General features: G+C 54.2%; 18 protein-coding genes and 1 pseudogene. 13 read left to right on the top strand and 6 right to left on the bottom strand.

Features of this window, described 5'->3' with window-relative positions:
- The first annotated feature begins 769 nt into the window (after positions 1-769).
- From LKX83_RS05325 to LKX83_RS05350, 6 genes are all read left to right on the top strand, one after another.
- Positions 770-1,498 (top strand): amino acid ABC transporter ATP-binding protein, encoded by a 729-nt coding sequence (locus LKX83_RS05325; RefSeq protein WP_227881135.1) that lies wholly within the window; start codon positions 770-772, stop codon positions 1,496-1,498.
- Between the two features lie 22 nt (positions 1,499-1,520).
- Entirely contained in the window at positions 1,521-2,393 is an 873-nt protein-coding gene (locus LKX83_RS05330) for a transporter substrate-binding domain-containing protein (protein WP_227881136.1), read from the top strand.
- A 174-nt stretch (positions 2,394-2,567) separates the two neighbouring features.
- A complete protein-coding gene (locus LKX83_RS05335; protein WP_227881137.1) occupies positions 2,568-3,221 on the top strand; it encodes an amino acid ABC transporter permease in 654 nt (217 codons plus the stop codon).
- 13 nt (positions 3,222-3,234) lie between these two features.
- Positions 3,235-3,885 (top strand): amino acid ABC transporter permease, encoded by a 651-nt coding sequence (locus LKX83_RS05340; protein WP_227881138.1) that lies wholly within the window; start codon positions 3,235-3,237, stop codon positions 3,883-3,885.
- 190 nt (positions 3,886-4,075) lie between these two features.
- Complete coding sequence (locus tag LKX83_RS05345) at positions 4,076-5,401, top strand: sensor histidine kinase (protein WP_227881139.1); 1,326 nt, start codon at positions 4,076-4,078, stop codon at positions 5,399-5,401.
- Between the two features lie 2 nt (positions 5,402-5,403).
- Positions 5,404-6,303, top strand: coding sequence for a response regulator (locus LKX83_RS05350; RefSeq protein ID WP_227881140.1), 900 nt, complete (start codon positions 5,404-5,406; stop codon positions 6,301-6,303).
- A gap of 258 nt (positions 6,304-6,561) precedes the next feature.
- Here LKX83_RS05350 and LKX83_RS34240 read toward each other — a convergent pair whose 3' ends face one another.
- Positions 6,562-6,765 carry a GNAT family N-acetyltransferase gene (locus LKX83_RS34240; RefSeq protein WP_370639028.1) on the bottom strand — a complete coding sequence of 68 codons (204 nt, stop codon included), beginning with the start codon at positions 6,763-6,765 and terminating at the stop codon, positions 6,562-6,564.
- A 1,041-nt stretch (positions 6,766-7,806) separates the two neighbouring features.
- Between LKX83_RS34240 and LKX83_RS05365 the strand changes: the two genes are divergently transcribed.
- Together LKX83_RS05365 and LKX83_RS05370 are read left to right on the top strand one after the other, a co-directional pair.
- On the top strand, positions 7,807-8,721 hold the full coding sequence (locus tag LKX83_RS05365) for a DNA adenine methylase (protein ID WP_227881142.1): 915 nt from the start codon (positions 7,807-7,809) through the stop codon (positions 8,719-8,721).
- Positions 8,722-8,726: 5 nt separating this feature from the next.
- Entirely contained in the window at positions 8,727-11,042 is a 2,316-nt protein-coding gene (locus LKX83_RS05370; protein WP_227881143.1) for a DGQHR domain-containing protein, read from the top strand.
- 200 nt (positions 11,043-11,242) lie between these two features.
- Here the strand turns inward: LKX83_RS05370 and LKX83_RS34695 are convergent.
- Together LKX83_RS34695 and LKX83_RS05380 are read right to left on the bottom strand one after the other, a co-directional pair.
- Positions 11,243-11,689, bottom strand: a pseudogene (locus LKX83_RS34695) (transposase); the annotation flags it as partial.
- A gap of 33 nt (positions 11,690-11,722) precedes the next feature.
- Positions 11,723-12,478, bottom strand: coding sequence for a hypothetical protein (locus LKX83_RS05380; protein WP_227881144.1), 756 nt, complete (start codon positions 12,476-12,478; stop codon positions 11,723-11,725).
- Positions 12,479-12,578: 100 nt separating this feature from the next.
- On the opposite strand from LKX83_RS05380, the gene LKX83_RS05385 reads away from it, so the two are divergent.
- A complete protein-coding gene (locus LKX83_RS05385; protein ID WP_227881145.1) occupies positions 12,579-14,687 on the top strand; it encodes an S-layer homology domain-containing protein in 2,109 nt (702 codons plus the stop codon).
- 774 nt (positions 14,688-15,461) lie between these two features.
- Here the strand turns inward: LKX83_RS05385 and LKX83_RS05390 are convergent.
- The 3 genes from LKX83_RS05390 to LKX83_RS05400 are packed head-to-tail and all read right to left on the bottom strand — an operon-like array spanning position 15,462 to position 18,739.
- The gene (locus tag LKX83_RS05390) at positions 15,462-16,949 is read right to left on the bottom strand and encodes a MutS-related protein (protein WP_227881146.1); all 1,488 of its coding nucleotides are present in this window, start codon (positions 16,947-16,949) and stop codon (positions 15,462-15,464) included.
- Positions 16,946-18,475, bottom strand: a complete 1,530-nt coding sequence (locus LKX83_RS34250) for a MutS-related protein (protein ID WP_227881147.1) — start codon at positions 18,473-18,475, stop codon at positions 16,946-16,948. The genes LKX83_RS05390 and LKX83_RS34250 overlap by 4 nt, the downstream gene beginning before the upstream one ends.
- A 12-nt stretch (positions 18,476-18,487) precedes the next feature.
- Positions 18,488-18,739, bottom strand: coding sequence for a ribbon-helix-helix domain-containing protein (locus tag LKX83_RS05400; RefSeq protein WP_227881148.1), 252 nt, complete (start codon positions 18,737-18,739; stop codon positions 18,488-18,490).
- Positions 18,740-18,981: 242 nt separating this feature from the next.
- On the opposite strand from LKX83_RS05400, the gene LKX83_RS05405 reads away from it, so the two are divergent.
- The 4 genes from LKX83_RS05405 (at position 18,982) to LKX83_RS05420 (ending at position 24,349) form a co-directional block, all read left to right on the top strand.
- Positions 18,982-20,442 carry a PTS mannitol transporter subunit IIBC gene (locus LKX83_RS05405; protein ID WP_227881149.1) on the top strand — a complete coding sequence of 487 codons (1,461 nt, stop codon included), beginning with the start codon at positions 18,982-18,984 and terminating at the stop codon, positions 20,440-20,442.
- Positions 20,443-20,635: 193 nt separating this feature from the next.
- Complete coding sequence (locus tag LKX83_RS05410) at positions 20,636-22,753, top strand: BglG family transcription antiterminator (protein ID WP_227881150.1); 2,118 nt, start codon at positions 20,636-20,638, stop codon at positions 22,751-22,753.
- On the top strand, positions 22,701-23,135 hold the full coding sequence (locus tag LKX83_RS05415) for a PTS mannitol transporter subunit IIA (RefSeq protein WP_227881151.1): 435 nt from the start codon (positions 22,701-22,703) through the stop codon (positions 23,133-23,135). The genes LKX83_RS05410 and LKX83_RS05415 overlap by 53 nt, the downstream gene beginning before the upstream one ends.
- A complete protein-coding gene (locus tag LKX83_RS05420) occupies positions 23,132-24,349 on the top strand; it encodes a mannitol-1-phosphate 5-dehydrogenase (RefSeq protein ID WP_227881152.1) in 1,218 nt (405 codons plus the stop codon). The genes LKX83_RS05415 and LKX83_RS05420 overlap by 4 nt, the downstream gene beginning before the upstream one ends.
- Positions 24,350-24,358: the final 9 nt, after the last annotated feature.

The following is a 24,358-nucleotide window of genomic DNA, read 5'->3' on the forward strand; positions in this document are numbered from 1 at the left end:
AGGCGATGCTGTTCACCGAACGGCGTTGTTGCAAAATACCTTCGAGAAAAAGGAGAACGGTATTCCATACGAATAATTTCTTAGCGTAGGCATCGTTATAAAACGGAGATGGATCTTGCCGAAACATCCCTAAAACTTGACGAACAACCTTGGAATTCGGTACGGTAGTAGACAAGAGGTCTCCTTTCCGTTGGGGTGTCGTTACTTTCTACGGTACAGGAACCTCTTTCTTTTGTAAAATTTCCCACGCCGTTATCCGTGTCATGTTCTTTGCAAAATTTCTGCGAAAAAACGGAAAATAGGCTCGCTGGCAACCGTAACATTTTGCAAACCCCATTTTTACTCCAATAGCGTCGCTCACAACCGTTAGATTTTTCGCCGCTTCTATGCACTCGCATCTACACCTTTGGTCAAGCACCGAGACGCTCATTCCCCTTTTCGATTGGATTGCAATAAGCTGTTTTAGAAAGCCACTCCTGACCTTGGAGTGGCTTTGACTTTTAAACAACAGACGTTAAAGGAAGAACCGCTCGATTCGGAACTAGGACATCCGGAAACGCCCATTATTACGCAAGCGCTTACATGTTAAGTTAAATAACATAACATGAGTTTCTTGAAATATTAATCCATTTTAATGTTAGATAACATGTCGGATCGCGTTATTTGCTGTAGGTTGGGCGTTAACATGGAAAGAAGATCGGTACCGCCTCCGGGTAGCCGCCTTTGTTCGGCGGATCGGCTGTCCGGGCACGCAAAAGGAGGGACTCCATTGATCCGATTTCAAGGCGTTGACAAGCATTTCGGGGCGTTTCACGTGCTGAAGGACATCCATCTCTCCGTCCATCAAGGCGAGGTAGTGGTCGTCGTCGGCCCGTCCGGCTCCGGCAAGAGCACGCTGCTCCGCTGTATTAACCGGCTGGAGACGATCGCGAGCGGGGAACTGACGGTGAACGATGTCCGCGTGAATGACAAGAAAACCGACATCAACAAGCTGCGGCGCGACATCGGCATGGTCTTTCAGCATTTCAACCTGTATCCGCACAAGAAAGTCATTGAAAATATTACGCTGGCCCCGATCCAAGTGCTCGGCTTGTCCAAGCGGGAGGCCGAGGAGACCGCGCTGTTCTACCTGGAGAAGGTCGGCATCCGGGACAAGGCGGAGGCGTATCCGCCCCAATTGTCCGGCGGCCAGCAGCAGCGGGTGGCGATTGCCCGCGGCCTTGCGATGAAGCCGAAGATCATGCTATTCGACGAGCCGACGTCCGCGCTGGACCCGGAAATGGTCGGGGAAGTGCTCGACGTCATGAAGACGCTTGCGCGCGAAGGCATGACGATGGTCGTCGTCACTCACGAGATGGGCTTCGCGCGGGAAGTGGCCGACCGGGTCGTGTTCATGGACCAGGGGAGGATTCTGGAGGAGGCAACGCCGGCGGAGTTTTTCGCGAATCCGCGCGAGGAGCGGGCGCGCGTTTTTCTCAGCCGTTTAATAAGAAATTGAAGACGGGAGAGGAGCAAAGAAGATGAGACAAAGAAAATGGTTCGTCCTGGGTCTTGCCGTGCTTGTATTGACGGTTGTTGCGCTTGCCGGGTGCGGCAAGAAGGAGGAGAATGGCAGCGGCGGTGCGTCGCCTTCGCCTTCCTCCTCCGGGTCGTCGTCCGCGTCTGCGGGCGGCGCGTCGGCGCTCGAGGCAATCAAGAGCAGAGGCAAGCTCGTCGTCGGCGTCAAGTTCGACACGCGCCTCTTCGGCCTGAAGGACCCCGCCAGCGGCAAAGTGGATGGCTTCGACATCGACGTCGCCAAAGGGCTGGCCAAGGAGCTGCTGGGAGACGAGAGCAAGCTCGAGCTGAAGGAAGTCACCTCGAAAACGCGCATTCCGATGCTGGACAACGGCGACATCGATCTGATCATCGCGACGATGACGATCTCGGAGGAGCGCAAGAAACAGGTCGACTTTTCCGACGTCTACTTCAAAGCCGGCCAATCGCTTCTCGTGAAGAAGGGCAGTCCGATCCAGTCCATTGCCGACATCAAGAAGGGAACGAAAGTCATCGGCGTCAAAGGCTCCACTTCGGTTAAGAACATCGCGGAGAAGGCGCCGGACGCGACGGTGCTCGAATTCGACAACTACCAGGACGCGTTCACCGCGCTCAAAGCGGGCCAGGGCCAAGTGCTGACGACGGACAACGCGATTCTGTACGGGATGGCCAGCCAGGATTCGAATTACGAGGTCGTAGGCGGCACCTTCACCGACGAGCCGTACGGCATCGCGGCGAAGAAGGGAAACGCCGATCTGGTGGCCTTCGTCAACGACTATTTGAAAAAGCTGCAGGACAGCGGCGAGTACGACAAGCTCTACGAGAAATGGATCGGGGAGACGCCGATGAAAGAATGAATCCGCTGAGGGCGGACGGGGGAGCTTCTCCCCCGTCTTCTGTTTGGTCATACAGAATGCATAAGTTTTACCCCTATCTATTTCTGTATGACCTCCGATAAAAACGTGCCGCCATCTTCCTTGAGGACGGCGGAGCCGGTTTTACTTGGGAGATCCAGGGAGGGAGCGCACGGGATGTTTGATTTTACGATCCTGACGGACCACTTCGGCACCTACTTGAAAGGCTTCGGCAACACCGCGTACGCCAGCGTTCTGGCCTTGGCAGGCAGCTTCCTTCTCGGCACGCTGCTCGCCGTGTTCCGCATCACCCCCGTGAAGCCGCTGCAATGGATCGGCACGGCGTACGTCGAGTTCGTTCGGAACATTCCGCTGCTTCTGGTCGTGTATCTATTCTTTCTCGGCCTTCCGTCGATCGGGGTCGTGCTGGACCCGTTCGCCTGCGGCACGCTCGGTCTGGCCGTCTATACCGCCGCGTTCATCGCGGAAGCGGTCCGGGCGGGCATCCTATCCGTACCGAAGGGGCAGATGGAAGCCGCCCGGTCGTCCGGGCTGTCTTACGGGAAGGCGATGAGGCTTGTCGTGCTTCCGCAAGCGGTGAAGATCGTCATTCCGCCGCTGAACAACCAATTTATCAATCTGATCAAGAACTCTTCCATTTTGAGCGTCATCTCCGGATTCGATCTGATGTTCTACGCCGACCGGATCGCTTCCGACACCTACGTCGTTTTCAGCACCTATATCTTTGCCGGCTTGTTCTACCTGCTGCTCACTCTTCCTTTGAGCTATGCGACGGGATGGCTGGAGCGCCGGTTGGCCAGACACGATTGAGGAGGCGGATCCGATGGACTTTAAAGACGCGTACAAGTGGGTTAATGTCGAATTCATGCTGGAAGGCTTCCTCGTGACGCTCGAAGTCGCTGCCGCAGCCATCGTTCTCAGCTTCCTGATCGGCTGCATCGCCGGCACGCTCCGGTATATGAAAATTCCCGTTCTCTCGCAGCTGGCGGCGTTCCTGGTGGAATTGGTCCGCAACTTACCGCTGCTGCTGATCATCTTCTTTACGATGTTCGCGCTGCCGGAAGTCGGCATCAAATTCGGCATCGTCCAATCCGCGATCGTCGCGCTCACCGTGTTCGAAGCGGCGATGATCTCGGAGATCGTGCGCAGCGGGCTCCATTCCATTCCCAAGGGACAGGTCGAAGCGAGCCGCTCCTCGGGCTTGACCCCGTTCCAGACGCTCTGGCACATCGTGCTGCCGCAAGGCTTGCGCCGCATGGTACCGCCGCTGGTCAGCCAATTCATCTCGCTGCTGAAGGATACTTCGCTGGCGGTCATCATCGCGCTGCCCGAGCTGATGCACAACGCCAACATCGTCATCGCCCACAATTTCCGGACCGCGATTCCGGTTCTGATCCTTGCGGCTTTCCTCTATTTCGTCGTCAATTACGCCCTGTCGCTCGCCTCCCGCAGACTGGAAAACCGCATGGCTTGATCGTTTGCAGCCGCTCGCGGTGGTCATGCCGGTGATTGCGACGGCGTATACATGGGTTAAAAAAAGCAGGGGTATTCTGGGATTTGCTGCGCCGTCCGTCCTCCCGCCGCCCGAATCCCAGGGTTGAAAACGCTCGGGACCGTGGTACGATAGCAAGTAAAAACGGGCCGTATGGGACGGAGGCACCCGGATGACCGACTCTCCCTCTCCATTCAAGATTGGAATGAAAATGCAGACCCTGTTCAAAAACGAAACGCTTCAGATGTTCATCATCGCGATCATGACCGCGTTCGCCGGGGAATTCAAGATCAATCCCTTTAACGGAGACATTTTCCGCCTGGGTCTCGGAGCCAGCACGCTGCTGCTGTTTCTTCTGCTGATGCAGCATTTGTCGTTCGTCCGCGCCGGAGCGGTCACGGGACTTGTCGTCGTGCTGTTTCGAACGACGGAAGACGCGATCTTCTCCCCGGATGCGTTCTCCGTCGCTTCCAGCTTCCTGAATCACCTCGCCGGCGGCGTGTTCTACGTCGTGTTCGCGCTGGGCATGAGCCTCATCCGCGAGCGGATCGGCGCGCTGCAGCCCTTGCTGCTCGGGGTCATCGTCTCCGCCATCGACCTGTTGGCGAACGAGACCGAGCTGTTCACGCGCAGGCTGCTCGAGGGAATGTCGCCGTTCCACAACAACGGGATCGCGCTGTTGGCGGCGATCGCCGTGCTGCGGAGCTACTTCATCATCGGGCTGTTCAGCAGCATTGCGATTCGCCAGATGCGGCTGATCCAGGCGGAGCAGCAGAAGCGGATCGAACAGATGCTGAATATCGGTTCGGGTCTGTACGGGGAATCGTTCTATCTGCGGAAATCGATGGACGCGATCGAGCGAATCACGGCGAGCAGTTTCGAGCTGTACAGCCGACTGAAGGCGGCGTCGCTGACCGAGTTCAGCCGACAGGCGCTGGGCATCGCACAGCAGATCCACGAAGTGAAGAAGGATTCCCAGCGGATTCTGGCGGGGCTGACGAAGCTGTACGACCGGGAAATCGCCCAGGAGATGAATCTGGAGGAAATTTTCCGTTACGTCATCAAGGCGAATCAGACGTACAGCGAGATGCTGAAGAAAGAGCTGACGATCGAAGGGAATCTGCAGGTCGACTTCTCGACGTCCCACTATATCGTCCTGCTCACCGTGCTCAACAATCTGGTGTCCAACGCCGTCGAAGCGATGAACCGTTACGGGTTCATCCGGGTTTGCGCCTTCGACCGGGGAGAGCAGACGGTGTTCGAGGTCGTCGATTCCGGCAAGGGCATTCCCGAGCGCGACCGGCAAATGATATTCGAGCCAGGCTTCACGACGAAGTTCGATCAGGACGGGGTCGCGGCCACCGGAATCGGACTCTCGCACGTGCGGGACATCGTGGGGGCGTTCGGCGGCGAGATTCGGGTCGTCACCCCCGAGACGGGCAAGGGAGTCCGCTTTATCGTCGCGCTTCCCACGAAAACGCTGCGGAAAGGGGCGTAAAGATGCAACCAAGCTTTTGTATCGTCGACGATGATGCCGTCAGCACCCGAATGCTGCAAAATATCATTGAGGACAGCGGCTTCGGAAGCGTTCTCGGCACGGCAGGGGGAGGCGTGACGGGTGCCAGCCTCGTTCTGGACACGAATCCGGACATCGTGCTCATCGACTTGCTCATGTCCGACCAGGACGGCATCGAGACCATCATTCAACTCAAGGGGAGCGGGTATCCCGGGCGTTTCGTCATGATCTCGCAGGTAGAAAACAAAGAGATGGTCGGCCAGGCGTACCGGAACGGCATCGAGTTCTTCATCCGCAAGCCCATCAATTGGGTGGAAGTCGAATCCGTGCTGCAGAAAGTAAGCGAACGATGGATGCTCGACCGCTACCTGCTGGAGATCAAACGGTCGCTCGAGAGGCTCGATCCGCTTCAGCCGGGCCCGGCACCCATGCGCAAGGAGAAAAACGTTCGCGCCGTCGTCGGGCAAATCCTGACGGATCTCGGGATCGTCGGAGAGAGCGGCAGCAAGGACATTCTGTCGATCATGGAGTGGCTTGTAGACCACAACCGGGGGCGCGATTTTCCGCAGCTCCGGGAACTGTACGCATCCATGGTACTATCGGCCAACCCCGAGACGCAGGACCCGGAGAAGGGAAGCAAAGCGGTCGAGCAGCGCATCCGCAGATCCGTCATCGCCGCCATCGCCAATCTGGCGTCCATCGGACTGACGGATTACAGCCACCCCAAGTTCGAATATTACGCGCCGCTCTACTTCGACTTTCAGGATGTCCGGTTGAAGATGCGGGAGATCGAGGAGAACGCCCCGCCCGGCAAAGGGAAGGTAAACGTCAAAAAGTTTTTGCAGGTGCTCTACATGGAGACGTTGAACAAGCTGGACGGTTGAGATAGTGGTCATGGAGTTGTCGCCGTGTCTATCGGAAAGCGGATTCTAACACATCGCAATCGGGGAGAAACCGCAGCTCATTTTTTATACTAATATGATGGCTTGGTTCGATACGCAAGCCAAAGAGGCAGTGAAGTTGTACACTTCGATCTTCGTTGATGAAAGCATTGCTCCAAATGAAAAGAATAATCGACATCAAGATATTAATGGGCGCGTATGAGGGATAGTTCGCCTAAAGAGAACCCAAAGATAAACGCATCACATGACGCCGACTTCCCGCAGTATCCACTTCGACGAATCCGAACTCGCTAAATTGCGGAACAAACCCCTTGAACCAGTAGCTTGAGAATCGGGGGCGACAGGGTAGGTTTCAACATCAGTTGCCCCCCGCTGACGCGAGTGCTCGACAGCGGCTTGAATCAGTTGATTCATCACCCCATGCCTGCGGTATTTCCGAGACACGAAGAAACAGACCAGAGACCAGATCTTGTCCGGATTCTCACCCGGTTCATATACGCCTCCGAACTCACGATAGGTTGAACGCGGAGCGATCGAGCACCATGCGAATCGGCTCGTCGCCTGCGTAGCCTAATATACCAACAGGAACATTTTCTCGCACCATTTTACGAATGGCGTTTTTTTATTTTCCTTATTCACTCGATCCTCAGTTTCCCCGTGCCACACCATACACCAGCAGTTCTTGGGGCCGCCTCTTCTCTCAAAAAGCCTCTCGAAATCCGGCCAAGGATCTTGATCGACTTCAAAGAAATCTAGTAGCTCAAAAGGATTGAACATATCCATGATTACCTCACGTTCATTGATATGACTTAATTGTGTCAACAGTATTGAAAGGAAGATAGATTTATCATTTTATTCAGTAGAGGTTTAGTTTTGAACCGCAGGCATTGATCCCAATGAACGATGTCGGATTGATAAGCGTCTTCCCACGGCAGGTTCTGCAGGAACTTCTGCCTGTTCATCAGCCTGAACGTAACTTCAAGTATTCGCGTATCCAGAACTGACATGTACGAGAAGCCTCCGGATGTCGTGCTAGAGATCCTACCTTAGGATCTATGATAGACTGGGAGTAGTGCATTAGAAGACCATGAAGTCTCAAGATTGAGCCGCTGGACGAGCTAGTGGAGCATCAGCTGGACAAGATTAGCCAGAAGACCAAGCAGATGAACGTTAATTACACTCAGCATGAACAGCAGTTGATCAATGGCTGATCTGTTCTAGTTCGTCCACGTGATCGGCGAACTTGCGCAATCGTTCTGGCGTAGCTGATCGTTTTAAAAAAATAGTGAAAAATGATACCACTTAATGCAAATCGTCTTTATGTGATATGGTCATTCGTCATTTTATTAGCAGAATAGTTGCAAAGATTTACAGCTTAACTACACCGAAGCGATTTCCCTAAATATGGAGGAATAAATGGCTTTATGTCGAATTATTAGGTTTAATTAATAGGGTAATTTACAATTAATCAGGGGAGAAGACACAATGAATGGTACCTTGGGCTACATAAATGAAATCCCCATGCTGGCGTATGAAAAAGAAGTAACAAGTGAATTAACGATCAAGGAAGGAAGCAGCTATTTGCATTATTTTGATGGAGAGATAAAAGGCAGACCATTGCTAAAGTGGCCCGGTGGCAAACGGAATATGCTAAAGCATTTACTTCCAATACTTCCAATGGCCTTTAATAGATATTATGAACCATTCCTTGGTGGTGGGGCACTATTTTTTGCTTTGCAACCACAAAATTCGTTCTTATCTGACTGTAATCCTGATTTGATTAACTGTTATAGGGAAGTGAGAAATAATCCAGAAGAAGTAATTAGAAGACTTCAAAGGTTAGAGAATTCAGAGACTTCATATTATGAAATCAGAAGAAATATTCCTGAAAGTGACATTGATAAATGTGTAAGATTGATTTATTTAACTAGACTCTCATTCAATGGAATATACAGGCAGAATCTTAAAGGCGAATTTAATGTTCCGTATGGACATAGGACACATCTGAGCCCTTGTGATGAGTCTAAAATTTTTTCAGTAAGCCGGGCATTAGCAGGAGCAGATCTTAGATCAGTTGATTTTGAGGACTCTGTATTAGATGCTAAGGCTGGCGATTTAATTTATTTCGACCCACCGTATACAATATCAAAAGGTAAAAATGGATTTCTACGATACAATTCTAAAATCTTCACATGGGATGATCAAGTACGTTTATCAAAAGTAGCTTCTCGTTTAGTTGAGCGTGGTTGTAGCGTAGTAATAAGCAACGCTAATCATCCTTCATTGATTAAATTGTATGAGTCTTTTAACTATAAAGTAATCGAACGTGCTTCTTCAATTGCGGCTTCTGGAGAACATCGTGGTCAAATTACTGAATGCATTTTTTATGGAGGGGTGTAAAGTGCATGCTTAGTAATATCGAAATGTCGACTAACTTGCAAACACTTGCCAGATATAAAATGAGAAATTATGAAGTGAGGTCGATTAACAAACCGTTGCTTGAAGAATATCTATCTAAAGGATGGACTATCGAACAAAAAAATTCCAGAACAATTCGTATAAGGCGAAATAAGGAGCACGACGTACTACAAAGAGATCGTGTTTGGACGTTATTTAAACGTATGGGATTTACTTATTTGACAAAAGAGGGGGGAGAGCTATTAAAAAATGACTCTAACGGTAATGATATCGTAGAAACAAATCTGGATGTGGTTGGTATTGATGATGAGCTTGCAGTTGCCGTAAAATGCATTTCATCAGAAAAGCGATTGAGTTCAATTAAAAGCACCATGCAGACGGATATATCACAGTTAAAAATGTTACGAAATAAATTCGCTAGTAATGTGAGAACACAATTTACCAGTGCTCGCAAAAGACAAATTGCATTTGTAATCTTTACATCAAATATTTCACTTTCTGAATCTGATCGTGTTATTGCTAACCAAGCAGGTGTTGCGATTTTTGACGAACAGGATCTAGATTATTATGAAAGTTTAACTGCCCATCTTGGCCCAGCGGCAAAGTATCAATTTTGTGCGGATATGCTACCTGGTAAGACAATCCCAGGCCTTTCAATTAGGGTCCCTGCGGTGAGAACAAAAATGGGGGGGTATACATGCTATTCATTCTCTATTCCCCCAGAGTACTTACTTAAAATCTCATATATTTCTCATCGTGCAAAAGGTAAGGCTTCTGATATTAATACCTACCAAAGAATGATCAACAAAACCAAGTTAACAAAAATAAAAGAGTATATCGAGGATAACAATATATTCCCTACCAATATTGTAATTAATCTCGACCAAAAGCTTGCCAAGATTCGATTCGAAAAAATCAAGCAAGATTCAGATATAGATAGCGGTTTATTAGGGTGGCTTGATATAGAGCCAGCCTATAAATCCGCATGGGTGATCGATGGTCAACACAGATTGTTCGCTTATTCTGGACTGGAAAAAGCATCTTCGGGTAAGTTGGCTGTCTTGGCTTTTGAAGGGCTAGCTGCAAGTGCGCAAGCACAATTATTTGTTGACATAAATGGGAAACAAAAAAGTGTAAAGCAATCATTACTGCAAGAGTTGTATGCAGAATTGCATTGGGATTCTACTGAGCCACAAATAAGAGTAAGAGCAATCATTTCAAAAGTTATACAGGAGCTGGGGGAGGATCCTGAATCTCCTCTATACGGGAGAATACAGACAGCAGATGACAATAAAGATTTTTTAAGATGTATTACACTTGGGAGCGTTTATAGTGCTTTAGATAAGACAGGATTTCATATTCTAAAAGCTAAGAACGGTAGTCCGATTGAGTATGGTCCACTTTGGGCAGGCGATAATGAGGCAACTCTGAAAAGAACTATTTATATATTAAAGGAATGGTTTGGAATTATTCGTGATCGTTCTCAGGGGTGGTGGGACAAGGGTTCAGGTGAGGGCGGAGGCCTTGCCATGAACGATGGAATTACTACGTGCTTAAATGTACTAAAAAGTGTGTTTCAATATTTAGATTCAAAGGGATACAGACTATTACGTTTGGACAATGAGTCTCTTTTTGAACATGTTCAACATTATGCTGAAACTCTTGGAAACTATTTTGGTTCCCTTAATGAAATTGAGAGAAAAAGATTTAGAGACCTTAGAGGAAACCAAGGTCAGGCTATCAGAACTAAGCGCTGCCAGCATGCAATACATTTGAGCATCCCTGAATATAATCCACCAGGTCTAGAAGATTTTATTAAGACTGAAAAAGCACAAACTAATCACAGAGGCAAACAGATTGTAGACTGGATTGAGACTAATCTCCAAGAAGTAATACTTTCTGAATTAAAACAAGTATTTGGGGAAGATGAGTTAGGATGGTGGCTACAAGGGATTCCCAAAGCTGTTAGGACAAAGGCTTCTGAAAGATTTGAGTTAAACGATGGTCAAAGAGGTGGTAAAGCTAATTATTTTGATTTAATGGATTATAGAAAAATTATTATGGAGAACTGGGATATATTTGAATCCATATTCGCTTATAAGAAGACAGGCAATAAAGAAAATCGTACTTCATGGTTAGTATTTGTAAATGATAAAAGAAATATTGTAGCCCACGTTTCATCTGCAATAACTTTATCTTTAGAAGATCTCAGCCAATTGGAAGAATATCAGAATTGGCTATCGGGTAAACTAGGGCGAAAAATACAAGATAATTCGTTCCAGAATGAAGAGGTTTTAATTTAAGCTCATAGAAACTAAAGGGTCTGTCAGTAATTTTGTATAAACTCTTTTATAGGAATCTCCCCCGGAGGGGGGGGCCTCCTCACTGGCCGATTTGATCAAGAAAGAAGACGGATAGTTGCCAGGAGCATCTGTCCCCAGTTTTGAACACGGTCCATTTGCGGGTGACGTCCATCATAACGAGGTACAGCATCTTGTGCAGTCAAGATGGCGCCTTCCTGCTTCATCTTGAAGTGGATTGAATCCAGAAAGCCCACCGTGTAGACGCCTTGCAGCGGCCGATCCTGCCAATACTTGATAGCGGGATATTCTTGTTCGTGACGTTAGAGTTGAAAGTAGGAAGACCTCCAGGCTATCAATACAGATTCTGTAGATGGTCCTGGATCTTTCCCGTGCTGACCCCCTTGGTATACAAGGAAATAATTTGGTCCTCGATGCCAGTCGCATTGTATTGGTGTTTTTGGACGACGAGTGGCTCGAACTCACCCAGGAGATCTCGTGGGACGAAGGTTTCCTGATCGTCATACTTGCTCGTGATTTCCATCTTGCTCTTACCGCTGCGGCTGTTCGATGTCTGCCTATTCTGCCCGTCATGCTTACCATAGCCCAGGTGTGTCCATCTCGGCTTCGAGCAACTCCTGGAGTGTCTGGAATAATACTAGGCATAATCACTCTTTGGTAATTTATATTTTCCTAAAAAGAATTTCATAGAGCATATTTCTTAACTCATCCATTTTTAAATGTTTTTTGTCCATTATTTCGAAAATTAATGGATAGGTCATCATAAGTAGACCAACTAATTGTATTGCTAAGGTTAACCATGATTGGGAAATGTCGGTTGCCGTTATTTTTGAAAAGGGAATAATTTTTGCTGCCAATACAAAGATAGTGCCCAATATACTGAGTAACTTGACACTTGTTTTTTTCTTGTTTAGATTCTCGTTTAATATACTAATTAAGTAATGAATTTTACGTTCAGACGACAAGGTATTCTTTGGGTCGTAGATATTATTTTTTTCAAGAATATCAAAAAGTAATAAATACTTTGTATCGTGAAAATTAACATCTGAGCCATACCTCTTAGTCTTTATCTTTTTTAGCTCTTTATTGATTAATAGGTACATTAAAAATGTGCATAATATCATAATTAGATAGTAAAACTCACTAATAATCGATCCAAGATGGCTAAATAAAAAAATCAATATTAAAAGAATACTTGCTTTCAACTTCGTTTTAAATGAAATAAAACGCACTATCATTTTTTTTACTGAAAGATCTTTCTGAAACTGTTTAAATACATTTTCAAATGTCTGCAAATAAGTAACACCTCCAGTAGTTTTTAAAATATACTTAAAATACATATTATTGGTTTCAAATTCATCCTGAGTCTTGTTTTGCTCTATTACTTTCGATTTAGGTGTAAATGAAAAAACCGACACCGTTCGACAACACTCCCAAAATTTCTCTGCTATTGTAGTCCTATCGTACATAATTCGATCTACCTATGTATGAATTTTGGGGGCTGGGAGTGTCGTAGACATGAAGAAGGCAGGGCTGCTATTTTCGGCATTGCTGCTGATGGTGACATTGGCTGTGCCGTATCGGGCAAGCGCGGCTATCGTATTTTATGACGTAGGCGTGTCCTACTGGGCGTATCCTCAGATCATCAGCATGTCTGAGGTGGGACTGATCAAGGGCTATTCGGACAATTCGTTTAAGCCGAAGAAGGCCGTCACGCGGGAGGAATTCGCGGCGCTCATCACGCGGGCGTTTTATCTGGATCTGCCGGATGACGGTGCGAAGCAAACGTTCGCGGACGTGGCGAAGTCGCGATGGTCGTTCGGGGACATCGAAGCCGCGAAGGACTTCCTCACGGGCTATTATCCGCCGTCCGGCAAGGCGTTCTTCGACCCGACCGCTAGCGCGACGCGCGAGGATGTGGCGGTCGCGCTCGTGAAGACGCTCGGCTACCAGCCGGACGATCTGCAGGACGAAGGCATCCTGGATCGCTTTTACGACGGCGACAAGGTGTCTCCGAATATGCAAACCTATGTGGCGCTCGCCGTGGAGAACAAGCTGGTGACCGGTTACGAGGACGGCACCTTCCGGCCGAACCAAGGGGTGACCCGCGCCGAAGCCGCCGCGCTGCTGTACCGGGTCATCAAAGGAGCCGCGGGTGACAGCCAGCAAGGTCTCGGGCTGAACGTCTCCGTCCCGGAGACGACGCAGACGCCGACGTTCTATATCACCGGCGACGTGATCAAGGGCGCCAAGGTGTACATCAACAACAAGGAAGTCCAGGTCACGCAGGGGCAATTCCGCGAGGGCTTCCGTCTGAACGAGGAAGGCACCTACACCTACACGATCACCGCCCGTCTCTCCGGCGGCAAGACGGAGACGGTGACGAAGGCGGTCAAGTACGAGAAAGGCGCGCCGACGCTTACGGTTAACGGCGTGCCGGAGACGACCGACAAAAAGACGATCACGGTGACGTGGACGGTCAAGGACAGCAACGATCCTTCCCCCGTCGTTTACGTGAACGGGCAAAAGCAATACGGAACGTCCGGTTCCGCCCAGGTCAACCTGGAGGACGGGGACAACGAAATCACGGTCGTCGCGGAAAACAGCGCCGGCAAGTCGGCCAAGGTCGTCAAGCACGTCGTGTTCCAGGGCAACGGTCCGACGCTGAACGTGATGAACGTGCCGGAGTCCACGGACAAAGACACGCTGAACGTGACCTGGACCGTACAGGACAAGAACGATCCGTCGCCCAAGGTGTATTTGAACGGGCAGCAGCTCTACGGGACGTCCACGACGGTGAGCCTACGCGAAGGCGCCAACACGCTTTCCTTCAAAGCGGTGAACAGCCTGGGCAAAACGACGGAAGTGACGAAGACGGTCGTGCTGAACGGGGCTGCGCCTACGCTCGCGGTCGACCCGCTGCCGGCCACGACGAACAAAAATTCCGTCCGCGTAAGCTGGACGGTTCAGGACAAAAACGACGCCTCTCCGAAAGTGTACGTCAACGGAGAGCAAGCGTACGGCAGCAGCGCGAACGTCTCCTTGCAGCCGGGGGCGAACCGGATCACGGTCCGCGCGGTCAACAAGCAGGGCAAGTCCACGGAGAAGACGCTGGAGATCGCGTTCGCGAACGGCGGACCGTCGCTCGTCATCCAGTCCGTCCCGGACACGACGAACAAGAAAACCGTAACGGTGAGCTGGACGGTGAGCGACAGCAACGATAGCAACCCGAAAGTGTACGTGAACGATCAGCAGGCCTACGGCAGCAGCGCGACGGTCAGCCTGACGCCGGGGTCCAACACGATCAAATTCAAAGCGGTGAACAACGCGGGCGCGGCTACCGAGGACACTCGCACGATCGTATTCGAGCCTTCCGCGCCGAAGCTCGTACTGGGCTACGCGCCGGAGACGACCTCCGCGCAGACGATCACGCTGACGTGGACGGTGACCGACGACAACGACAGCTCTCCGAAAGTGTACGTGAACGATCAGTTGATCAACTATTCCACCAGCCTGAACGTCACGCTGAATCCGGGCGCGAACCCGTTCAAGCTCGTGGCGAGCAACAGCTACGGCAAGACGACGGAAGTCTTTTATACGGTTACCTATACGCCTGCCTCGCAGTAAATTGCATCCGTGAGAAATCGCCATGCGCAAGATACGCAGCAGAGACTCATCGAAAACGGGGCTGTCCAAACTGTGATTTGATTAGCCCTGCGCAGCACCGATTTTCATCGAGAAAAAGGACCTCAACCTCCACTTATCGTGGAATTTGAGGTCCTTTTGTTTGAACGGTGAGATGATCTCCTGTCATGCGAACGCTTTTGCGGGCAGGAGATCGTGGCGCCGTCAGATGGAGCAAAATGGCCCAACTAGGACGGTCAGGAGGGTCCGGGTCCGTCAGATGGAGCGAAATGCTCCAACTAGGACGGGGCCCGCACCCCCGACACTCCGAAATAGGGAACAAAATGTTCCTTATTCGCCCGCGCCCCCGCCACTCCGCCGAAATAGGGAACAAAATGTTCCTTATTCCCCCGTGCTCCAGGTATTCCGCCGAAATAGGGAACAAAATGTTCCTTATTCCCCCGTGCTCCAGGTATTCCGCCGAAATAGGGAACAAAATGTTCCTTATCCGCCCGCGCTCCCGCCGCTCAGGCGAATTAGGGAACAAAATGTTCCTTATTCCCCCGCGCCCCCGCCGCTCAGCCGAAATAGGGTACAAAATGTTCCTTATTCGCCCGTACCCCCGCTATTCCGCCGAAATAGGGAACAAAAAGTTCCTTATTCCCCCGCACCCCCACCACTCCCCCGAAATAGGGAACCCGTTAGGATGGGCGCTGCAGTGGCTTGTGGCTCCGTGGGGGTCCAAGCCCATCCTACGGACCGACAACGCGCCTCCGCTCACATTCCTCCCAGGGTGCGCTTATACAGGTCTTCTCCATAGCTGGTAGGCGAAGGTTTGCGGCGCTGCAGCTTGAAAGAGCGATACCCCTCTTCGCCGCGCTCCGGGGACAGGAAATCCGCCCGGTCGAGTTGCTGCGAATACGCCCAGTCGGCCAATTCGTAGAAATGCGTGACGATGCAGACTTTTAATTGCAAGGCATAGCAAACGGAGAGAAGATCCTTCCCGATGGCGGAGCCGTCTCGCTCCGTCGTGGATGCGAAGGGCTCATTCAGGAGCAGAAGGGACCGGACCGTCAAATGACTGACGATGCCGTCCAACCGTGCCAGCTCTTCATCCAGTTTGCCGCTGCGCATGCTCTCGTCTTCTTCTCGGGTAAAGTGGGTGAACATGCAATCGCACACGTTGGCGCAAAAGGAGGACGCGGGCACGAACAATCCGCATTGCATCATCAATTGCGCCACGCCGATGCTTCGCAAGAAGGTTGTTTTCCCTCCCTGATTGGTGCCGCTAATCATTAGCAAGAGCGCACCCTTCCCATTCCAATCGTTGGACACCGGCAGGCGACCTATTTGGCTAAGGGCGAGGCCGGGATCGTATAGGCCCGAAAAGGAAAGACATCTCTCGTGCGCAGGCAGCGGGATCGGAAAAGCGACTTCGCAGCCCCGCTCGGCCAGCGTCTCATGAAGGCGAACGCAGCCCACGTAGAAGCTGCTTTCGAAGCGCAGCTGGTCGAAGAAGCGCAGGGTGTCGTCGGCGAACCGTTTGACGATCCTTAGCACGTTCGCCAAGGCGCTGTCCTCGATCTCTGCCAGACTATGCGCCATGCGAAGCGAACCGGACTTGCCCGGTCTTCGGAGCAGAGAAAATTTGGAGGCTGCCCGGACTTGTCTGAGCGTGTAATTCGTACCCTTCATCCCGTCTCCCAACGATGCGCCGATGCGCAAACGACGCTCCTGTACCGCCTGTCGAAGGAGCCGGCAATGGTTCTCGGCATCGGATAGAAACGAATCCGGATAGGCCTCGTCCAGCCGCCGAAACAGACAGTTCAATCCCTCCGTTTGATCGGATCCCAGGCGTGTCTTCCCCATCGTCCGCAGCGTCCGAAGCGTTTGGATGATCCATTCAGTCAAAGCGACCGCGGTCTTCAGCTTTTCGACGACCGAAACGTTGCGAGAGAAGCTCGGCTTCATTTGCGTCCGATAATCGGCCGATTGGAGCTCCACGCGAGACGCGATCTCGTAGATCTCCTCGATCAAGGCCGGATGACGGATGCAGTCTGCTGCCATCTGCTGTCTGTACAAAATATCGGAGGGTTCGATCTCGAGGCGAGGAACGAGCTTTCGCGCCGTCTCCAGCACAAACCGATCCCCCCGCGACATCGCTTCCAGAAGAGGCTCGACTTGCAAATCCTCCATGAACGCCAAATCGGCAGCAGGCTGGAGGGGGACAAATTCACGGCATTCATACAGCAGATAAGGTTTCATCGTTGTATTCTTTCCTCGATTTGATGACGTGTCAGGCCGTATTTTCGGACCAAAGCGGAGGCGTGAACGAGCTCGCGGGCCTGCTGTCTGCGAATTTGGAACGTTCGCCTCGAGACATCCTCAGGGTCTGTTATGGCTTCTAGACTGATGAATTTTTCGTGTGCGGCGGCAAGCTCGAAAAGGTGCGTGACATACAAGCAAAGGGCACCCAATTCCAGCAAATTCAGCAGGACTCGGCTGCCCATCGCATACGCATCATGAGATGAAGTTGTGAAAAAAAGCTCGTTGAGCAAAATGACGCTGCGGTCCGTGGCATGGTCCAAAATCGGCTTCAGACGATCCAGCTCGTCCTGCAGCTTGCCGGAACGGCTGCCCGGCTGCTCCCGGGAGGGGAAATGCGTGAATAGGCGATCGAATCCGAAAAGGACGGCCTGCCGGCACGGTACCGGGCAGCCGATGGAGCCAAGATGAAGAATCTGCCCCAGCGAGCGGGCGAACGTCGTTTTCCCCCCTTGATTCGGGCCCGTCAGCACGAAGATTCCTTCCCGGTCATCCCGTTCGAAATCGTTGCCGACGATCGTTTCTCCTGCTTGCCGCGCGGATGCGGCCAGAGAAAGATCATATCCGCCTCGGATGCGGAGTTCTCTCCTGTCGCCGATCTCCGGGTAAGCGTAGCTAAGCCCGTCGTCCCGCAGCGCGTGGAAATATTGCAGGCTAGCCAAATAAAATTGGACTTCCCTTTCAAAAACGAGGAGGGCAGGTTCGATACACGTTGAAAATTCAGCATAAAAGGCTTCAAGCTTGCGAAAGGGCGCCGGATAACGTTTTTTGATGACCGTCAGCATGCTTTTCTCCATTTCGGACAGATGCAATCCGGGAAACAGGAGGAAGCCGTAAGATTCCGCTGCCGTTTGCTCTTGCCGAAACACGGCGCTTAACGTTTGGCAATAGTCTTGCTCGTCATCGGCGGGAACGATCGTCAAGGCTCCGTCCTCAAAAGCCATGTCGAATCGGATTTCGCTGAACTCCCGATGCAACGCCGCGACCTCCTCATTCATTGCGGCAAATCGCGGGGTGTGAATAAGGAAGGTCAGCCAATGACGGAAATGAACAAGCCCTTGCGATCGCAGCTCGACGCCGGTCAAGACGCGTTGAAGTTCTCCGGCCGCCCGACAGTACAGGTTGGCTGCATCCAGCAGCCACTTCATGCGTTGGTCCGGATCCTCGAATGTTCGACTGTAGGTTTCGTACTCGCGTACCTTCCGCATCCTTTGCGAGAACTCGGCAAAGGCCTCGAACAAGCCGCCATGATCGATTTCCCGCATGATGGCCAAGCGGTATCGAATGGCGTCCGCATTCTCAAGCTTGCGGTAGAAAAGGGGCTCCAGCTTGTACTCCTCCGTCCCTCTCGCGATATCCCGGACGATCGCATCCATATGAATATCGCGGAAGCAACCGGGAGGTTCTTTTTCCGCCTGATCCAAACTCGGGGGCGCGGAATCGAAAAGGATGCTTTGGTAATTCACAAAGACCCTCCTTCAGTTCACGTCGTCGATATCCCGAAGATAATCCTCGAGGATCGAGCGTATGATTTCGGACGCGGGATAGTTTCCTTTGTCGCAGCGCCGGTCGATCTCCGCCCAGAGCTTTTCCGGTAAAGTCAGGGAAAGCTTGCGGGTAAGGCCGATGGCTTTGCGTCCCGCGCCCGCCCGTCGGCCTCCTCTGGCGTCGGAGGGGGCGGAGACGCGACTCTCTCGCAGGATCGGTTGTTCCTCCTGGTCAAATGCCATGTTCATCACCTGATTTCAGCTTATCACGGGTCGGATTCGAAGGGAATTTCTGCTACTTTTATCAAAGGCCGTCCCCACTTTTATTTTCCATGAATCGCACAACAATAAATCCTGTCAACAGCTTTCATGACGAAAGCTGGTTTTCCTTTCATTGATCTTGCAAGCGCTTTCTCGGTATGATTAATCCAGACTTCAACATACTCACAAGAGGGTATGAACAAGATAGAGGAGGAGGTTGCAACATGAGTCAAGCGGAGCAATCGCTTCAAGCGGAACAATCGCTTCAAGCATCCGAAGGCCGCCTGAAGGTGGCCGTCCAACGCTTCGGTCGGTTCCTGAGCGGCATGGTCATGCCGAACATCGGGGCGTTCATCGCCTGGGGGCTGATCACGGCTCTGTTTATTCCGACCGGGTGGATCCCGAACGAGACGCTAGCCAAGCTCGTCGGCCCGATGATTACGTATTTGCTGCCGCTGCTGATCGGCTTTACGGGCGGACATATGGTGCACGGCGCGCGGGGCGGGGTCATCGGCGCGACGGCCACGATGGGCGTCATCGTCGGCAGCGACATTCCGATGTTCCTCGGCGCGATGATCATGGGGCCGCTTTCCGCCGTCATTCTGAAGCGGTTCGACCGGCTGATCGACGGCAAGATCAAATCCGGGTTCGAGATGCTGGTGAACAACTTCTCGTCCGGCATCATCGGCGGTTTGCTCGCGATCGCGGCGTTTAAGGGCGTAGGCCCGGTCGTCGAGACCATCAGCAAAGGCCTGGCGAACGGCGTAGAGTTCCTTGTGAACCATCACCTGATCCCGCTCGCGAACATCCTGATCGAGCCGGGCAAGGTGCTGTTCCTGAACAACGCCATCAACCACGGGGTGCTGAGCCCGATCGCACTCGAGCAGGCATCTCAGACCGGCAAGTCCCTGCTGTTCATGCTGGAGTCGAATCCCGGTCCGGGCCTCGGCATCCTGCTCGCCTACTGGGTATTCGGCCGCGGCATGGTGAAGCAGTCGGCGCCGGGCGCCGTCATCATCCACTTCCTGGGCGGCATTCACGAGATCTACTTCCCGTACATCCTGATGAATCCGCGCCTGATTCTGGCCGCGATTTCCGGCGGGATCGTCGGCACGCTGACCTTCACGACCTTCGGAGCCGGCCTGGTGGCCACGCCTTCGCCGGGAAGCATCTTCGCCTATATCGCGATGGCGCCGAAGGGCGGCCTGCTGCCCGTCTTGAGCGGTGTGCTGACCGCGACGGCAGCTTCGTTCCTCGTGGCTTCGGTACTGCTGAAGACCAGCAAGAAAGCGCAGGAAGGCGATCTCGAGACGGCCTCCGCCAAGATGAAGGAAATGAAGGCGCAGTCCAAGGGGCAAACGGCGCCGGTCGCCGCGGCCGAGACGGTCGTGAAGGCCAAAGCGGACGTGAACAAAATCGTGTTCGCCTGCGACGCCGGGATGGGATCGAGCGCAATGGGTGCTTCGATTCTCCGCAAGAAGCTGAACAAAGCGCAAATTCCGGTCGCCGTCACCAACACCGCGATCAGCGAGATTCCGCCCGACGCGGACATCATCGTCACGCACAAATCGCTGACGGACCGCGCCAGATTGAAGGCGCCGGGCGCCGAGCATATCTCGATCGACGACTTCCTCAAAGCGAAGGAGTACGATGCGCTCGTCGAACGGCTGGGCGGCGACGAATAAGGAATAGAGAAGCTGGAGGACGCAGCGCTGACGGATGATTCGACGTCGGCGTTGCGTTGCGTCCGTTTCTCGACAGATCGGGGAGCGGGCAACCATCGCCAGTCCTTTTCCGATTTGTCTACGACCTGAACGCGTCGCCCTCTTCCCGAGAAGGCGGCGATACCGTTTTTACTTGGAAGGGGACATGTCCGACATGATCGTTTCCAATCGGCAGCGTCGCCTATTGGAAGTGCTGCTGAGGCGGCAAGGGGAAGTGACCGCCGGAGAGATCGCGGAAGAGCTGCAGATCAGCACGCGGACCGTTCACCGCGAGATTCAGGAGCTGGAGCCCATTCTGCTCGAGAACGGGCTGTCGCTCGTGAAGAAGTCCGGCATCGGCATTTCCGTCCACGGCAAGGAGGAGGATGTCGCGCGGTTCCAGCGGCTGCTCGGCGCCTCCGTCTCCTCCACCTACTCCTCGGAGGAGCGCAAGGTGCTCATCCTTTGCCAGCTGCTCGAGGAAGCCGAGCCGGTCAAGCTGTACGCGATCGCGCACGCCCTCCATGCGGCGATCCCGACGATCACCCGAGACCTGGACGAAATGGAGCCGCAGCTGCAGAGACAGCGGCTGTCGCTGGTTCGCAGACGAGGCTATGGCGTGGAGATCGAGGGAGAAGAGCCGGCCAAGCGCAGCTTGATCGCGCTGCTGGCCCAGACGTACCTTGACGAGTCGGAGCTGTACGGCAACGCGCCGGGCGCCCCTTCCGCGGGCCCGGTCACCGATCGGCTGCTCGAGATGGCCGGCAAAAGCCATCTGCTCGACGTCGAGCAGGCGCTGTGGCAGATCGAGGAAGGCTGGCCGAACCGGCTGTCGGACACGGCCTATACCCGGCTATTGATCCGCCTCTCCGTCGCGTTCGCGCGGATGCGGGCCGGCCATTGGATCGCATCCTCCGAAGCGCCGGCCGAGCCCGCGGCATCGTCCTCGCCGAAGCTCGCGCGGTTTGCCGAGACGTTCGGCATCGCTTGGCCGGAGGCCGAGCAGGCATATGTGCAGCGCCTCATCGACGAGGCCAAGGCCGCCGCGCCCCCGCATGCCGCCACCCCGCTCGAGATGTACGGGGTGACGCTGGCGGAGACGGCGGTCGAGCTGATCCGGGCGGTCGGACGGCGGATGGACATCCCGTTCGACCAGGATCGCTCGCTGCTGGACGGGCTCGTCCGGCACCTGGGGCCGGCGCTGGAGCGGCTTCGCGAGGGCGAGGCGATCCGCAATCCGCTGCTGTCCCAGATCCGCAAGGACTATGCCGCGCTGTTTGCCGCGGTGCGGGACGGCGCGGACGAGGCGCTGCGGGGCGTCGAGGTGCCGGACGAGGAGATCGGCTATCTCGTGATGCACTTCGGCGCGGCGATGGAGCGGTGGCAGATGTTCCCTCGCACCTTGCGGGCCTTGCTCGTCTGCACGAGCGGCATCGGCTCGTCGAAGCTGCTCGCCGTTCGTCTCAACAAGGAGATTCCGCAGATCGACCTGATCGGCAACTACTCCTGGTACGAGGCTGCGCGGATCCCGCAGGACCGCTACGACCTGATCGTCTCGACCGTCGACCTGCCCGTGGAGCCGAGCCGCTATATCAAGCTCAGTCCGCTGCTGACGGGCGAAGAGGCGGAGAAGCTGCGGGCCTACATCCGCAAGCTCGCCGCCGCCCCGCCGCCGCCCGCGGCCGGGCCGAAGGACGAAGCGGGGCCGCTCGAGCGGCTGCGGCGGATGAGTGCGTACACGTCGGAGATCGTGCAGGTGCTCGATCCGTTCGAGGTCCACGAGATCCGTTTGGGCGACCGCGGCGGGGATCTGCGGGCCGTCCTGCGGGCCATTCTGGCGCGCGTATCGCCCCAGGGGAACCTGAACCACGCGGAACAGGTGGCCGAACAACTGATCGAGCGGGAACGTCAAGGCAGCCAGCTCATTACGGATACGAAGCTGGCGCTGTTTCATACGAGGAGCGAATGGGTACGCAAGCCTATCTTGTCCTTGTTTCGCCTGGATCCGCCGCTCTTCCTGGGGGCGGAAGGCAAGGACGAGGTGCGGCAGATTCTGTTGATGCTGGCGCCCCGGCAGCTGGACCGTCCCGGTCTGGAGGTGCTGAGCGAGATCAGCGCCATGCTGCTGCAGCCGGAGATGATCCGGCTGCTGGAGAAGGCCGACGCGGGCGCGATCAAGGCCTTTGTCTCGCAGGAGATGGAGAGCTTTATGAGGACATTAGAGAATGGAGAGAATGAACATGAGCATCTTGTCCAAAGAAAAAGTGAAGCTGAACGTCAAGGTAAACGATAAATACGAAGCGATCCGGCTCGCCGGACAGCTGCTCGTCGACGCGGGACACGTGCCCGACGCCTACGTAGACAAAATGATCGAGCGGGAGGGCGTCTCCTCCACCTACATCGGCGGAGGATTGGCGATGCCGCATGGCACGAACGACGCCAAACCGCTCATCCGCTCCACCGGGATGTCCGTGCTGGTCGTGCCCGAAGGCGTCGACTTCGGCGAGGAGCGGGCAAACCTCGTCATCGGTCTCGCGGCTGTGGGCGAGGAGCATCTGGACGTGCTGTCCAGCGTCGCCGTTCTCGTAGCGGAGGAAGACGACATGCAGCGCATCCTTCGGGCCTCTTCCGAAGAGGAGCTTATCGCGATCTTCGAAGAAGGAATGGACCTATGAAGGCGGTCCATTTCGGCGCTGGCAATATCGGTCTAGGCTTCATCGGCCTGCTGCTGTCCCGGGCGGGCTACGAGCTCCGATTCGTCGACGTGAGCGAGGAGCGGGTCGCGTTGCTGAACGAGCGCGGAGAATACCGCGTTCGGCTGGCGAACGCGGAAGCGGAGACGACGACGGTGCGCGGCGTGTCGGCGTTGAACGGCCGGGACGCGGAGCGCGTCGAGCAGGCGATCGCCGAAGCCGATCTCGTGACGACGGCGGTCGGCCTGAACGCGCTGCCCTATCTGGCGCAGACGATCGCCCGGGGAATCGAGCTGCGGCTGCAAGCGGCATCCGCCGCGGGGACCGGCGTTGCGCCGCTCGCGATCATCGCCTGCGAGAACGCGATCGGAGGCAGCACGGCGCTCAAGCAGCACGTCTACGGCCATCTGGCTCCGGAGCTGCAGGAGCGGTCGGCCGGACGGATCGCGTTTCCCGACGCGGCGGTGGACCGGATCGTGCCGCTGCAGCAGCACGAAGACCCGCTGCTCGTAACGGTGGAGCCGTTTTACGAGTGGGTCGTCGATCGCTCGGCTTTGCCGGAAGGCTATCCGCTCCTGGACGGCGTACACTATGTCGACCGCCTTGGACCGTATAACGAGCGCAAGCTGTTTACGGTCAACACGGGACATTGCAGCGCCGCTTACCATGGGTACGTCAAAGGCTATGCCACCATCCAGGAAGCGATGCAAGACGAGGAGATCGTCGCGAAATTGCGCGGGGTGCTCGCGGAGACGGGGGCGGTGCTCGTGCGGCAGTACGGGTTCGACGAAGCGGAACACGGCCATTATATCGATCGCATCATCGAGCGCTTCCGCAACCCGTATCTGACCGACGAAGTCGTGCGGGTCGGCCGTTCGCCGATCCGCAAGCTGGCGGCGGGCGACCGGCTCGTCCGGCCGGCGACGCTGGCGCGGGAGCTCGGCGTCGGCACGGCGCACCTGACCGGCGCGATGGCGGCGGCGCTCCGATTCGACTATGCGGACGACCCGGAAGCGGTCGAGCTGCAGCGGAGCATCCGCGAGCAGGGAATCGGCGAGACGCTGTCCCGCTACACGGGCATCCCGGCCGGCGATCCGCTTCATGAAGCCGTGATCAGCGCCTACAAGACGTTCGGACCGGCGCGTGCCGGATCGGACGCTGCGGACGGGCAAGCCGGAGAACGCCACGATGCCTAAGGAGGGAGC

The sequence above is a fragment of the Cohnella baijiui genome (assembly GCF_020731285.1).
GTDB lineage: Bacteria > Bacillota > Bacilli > Paenibacillales > Paenibacillaceae > Cohnella.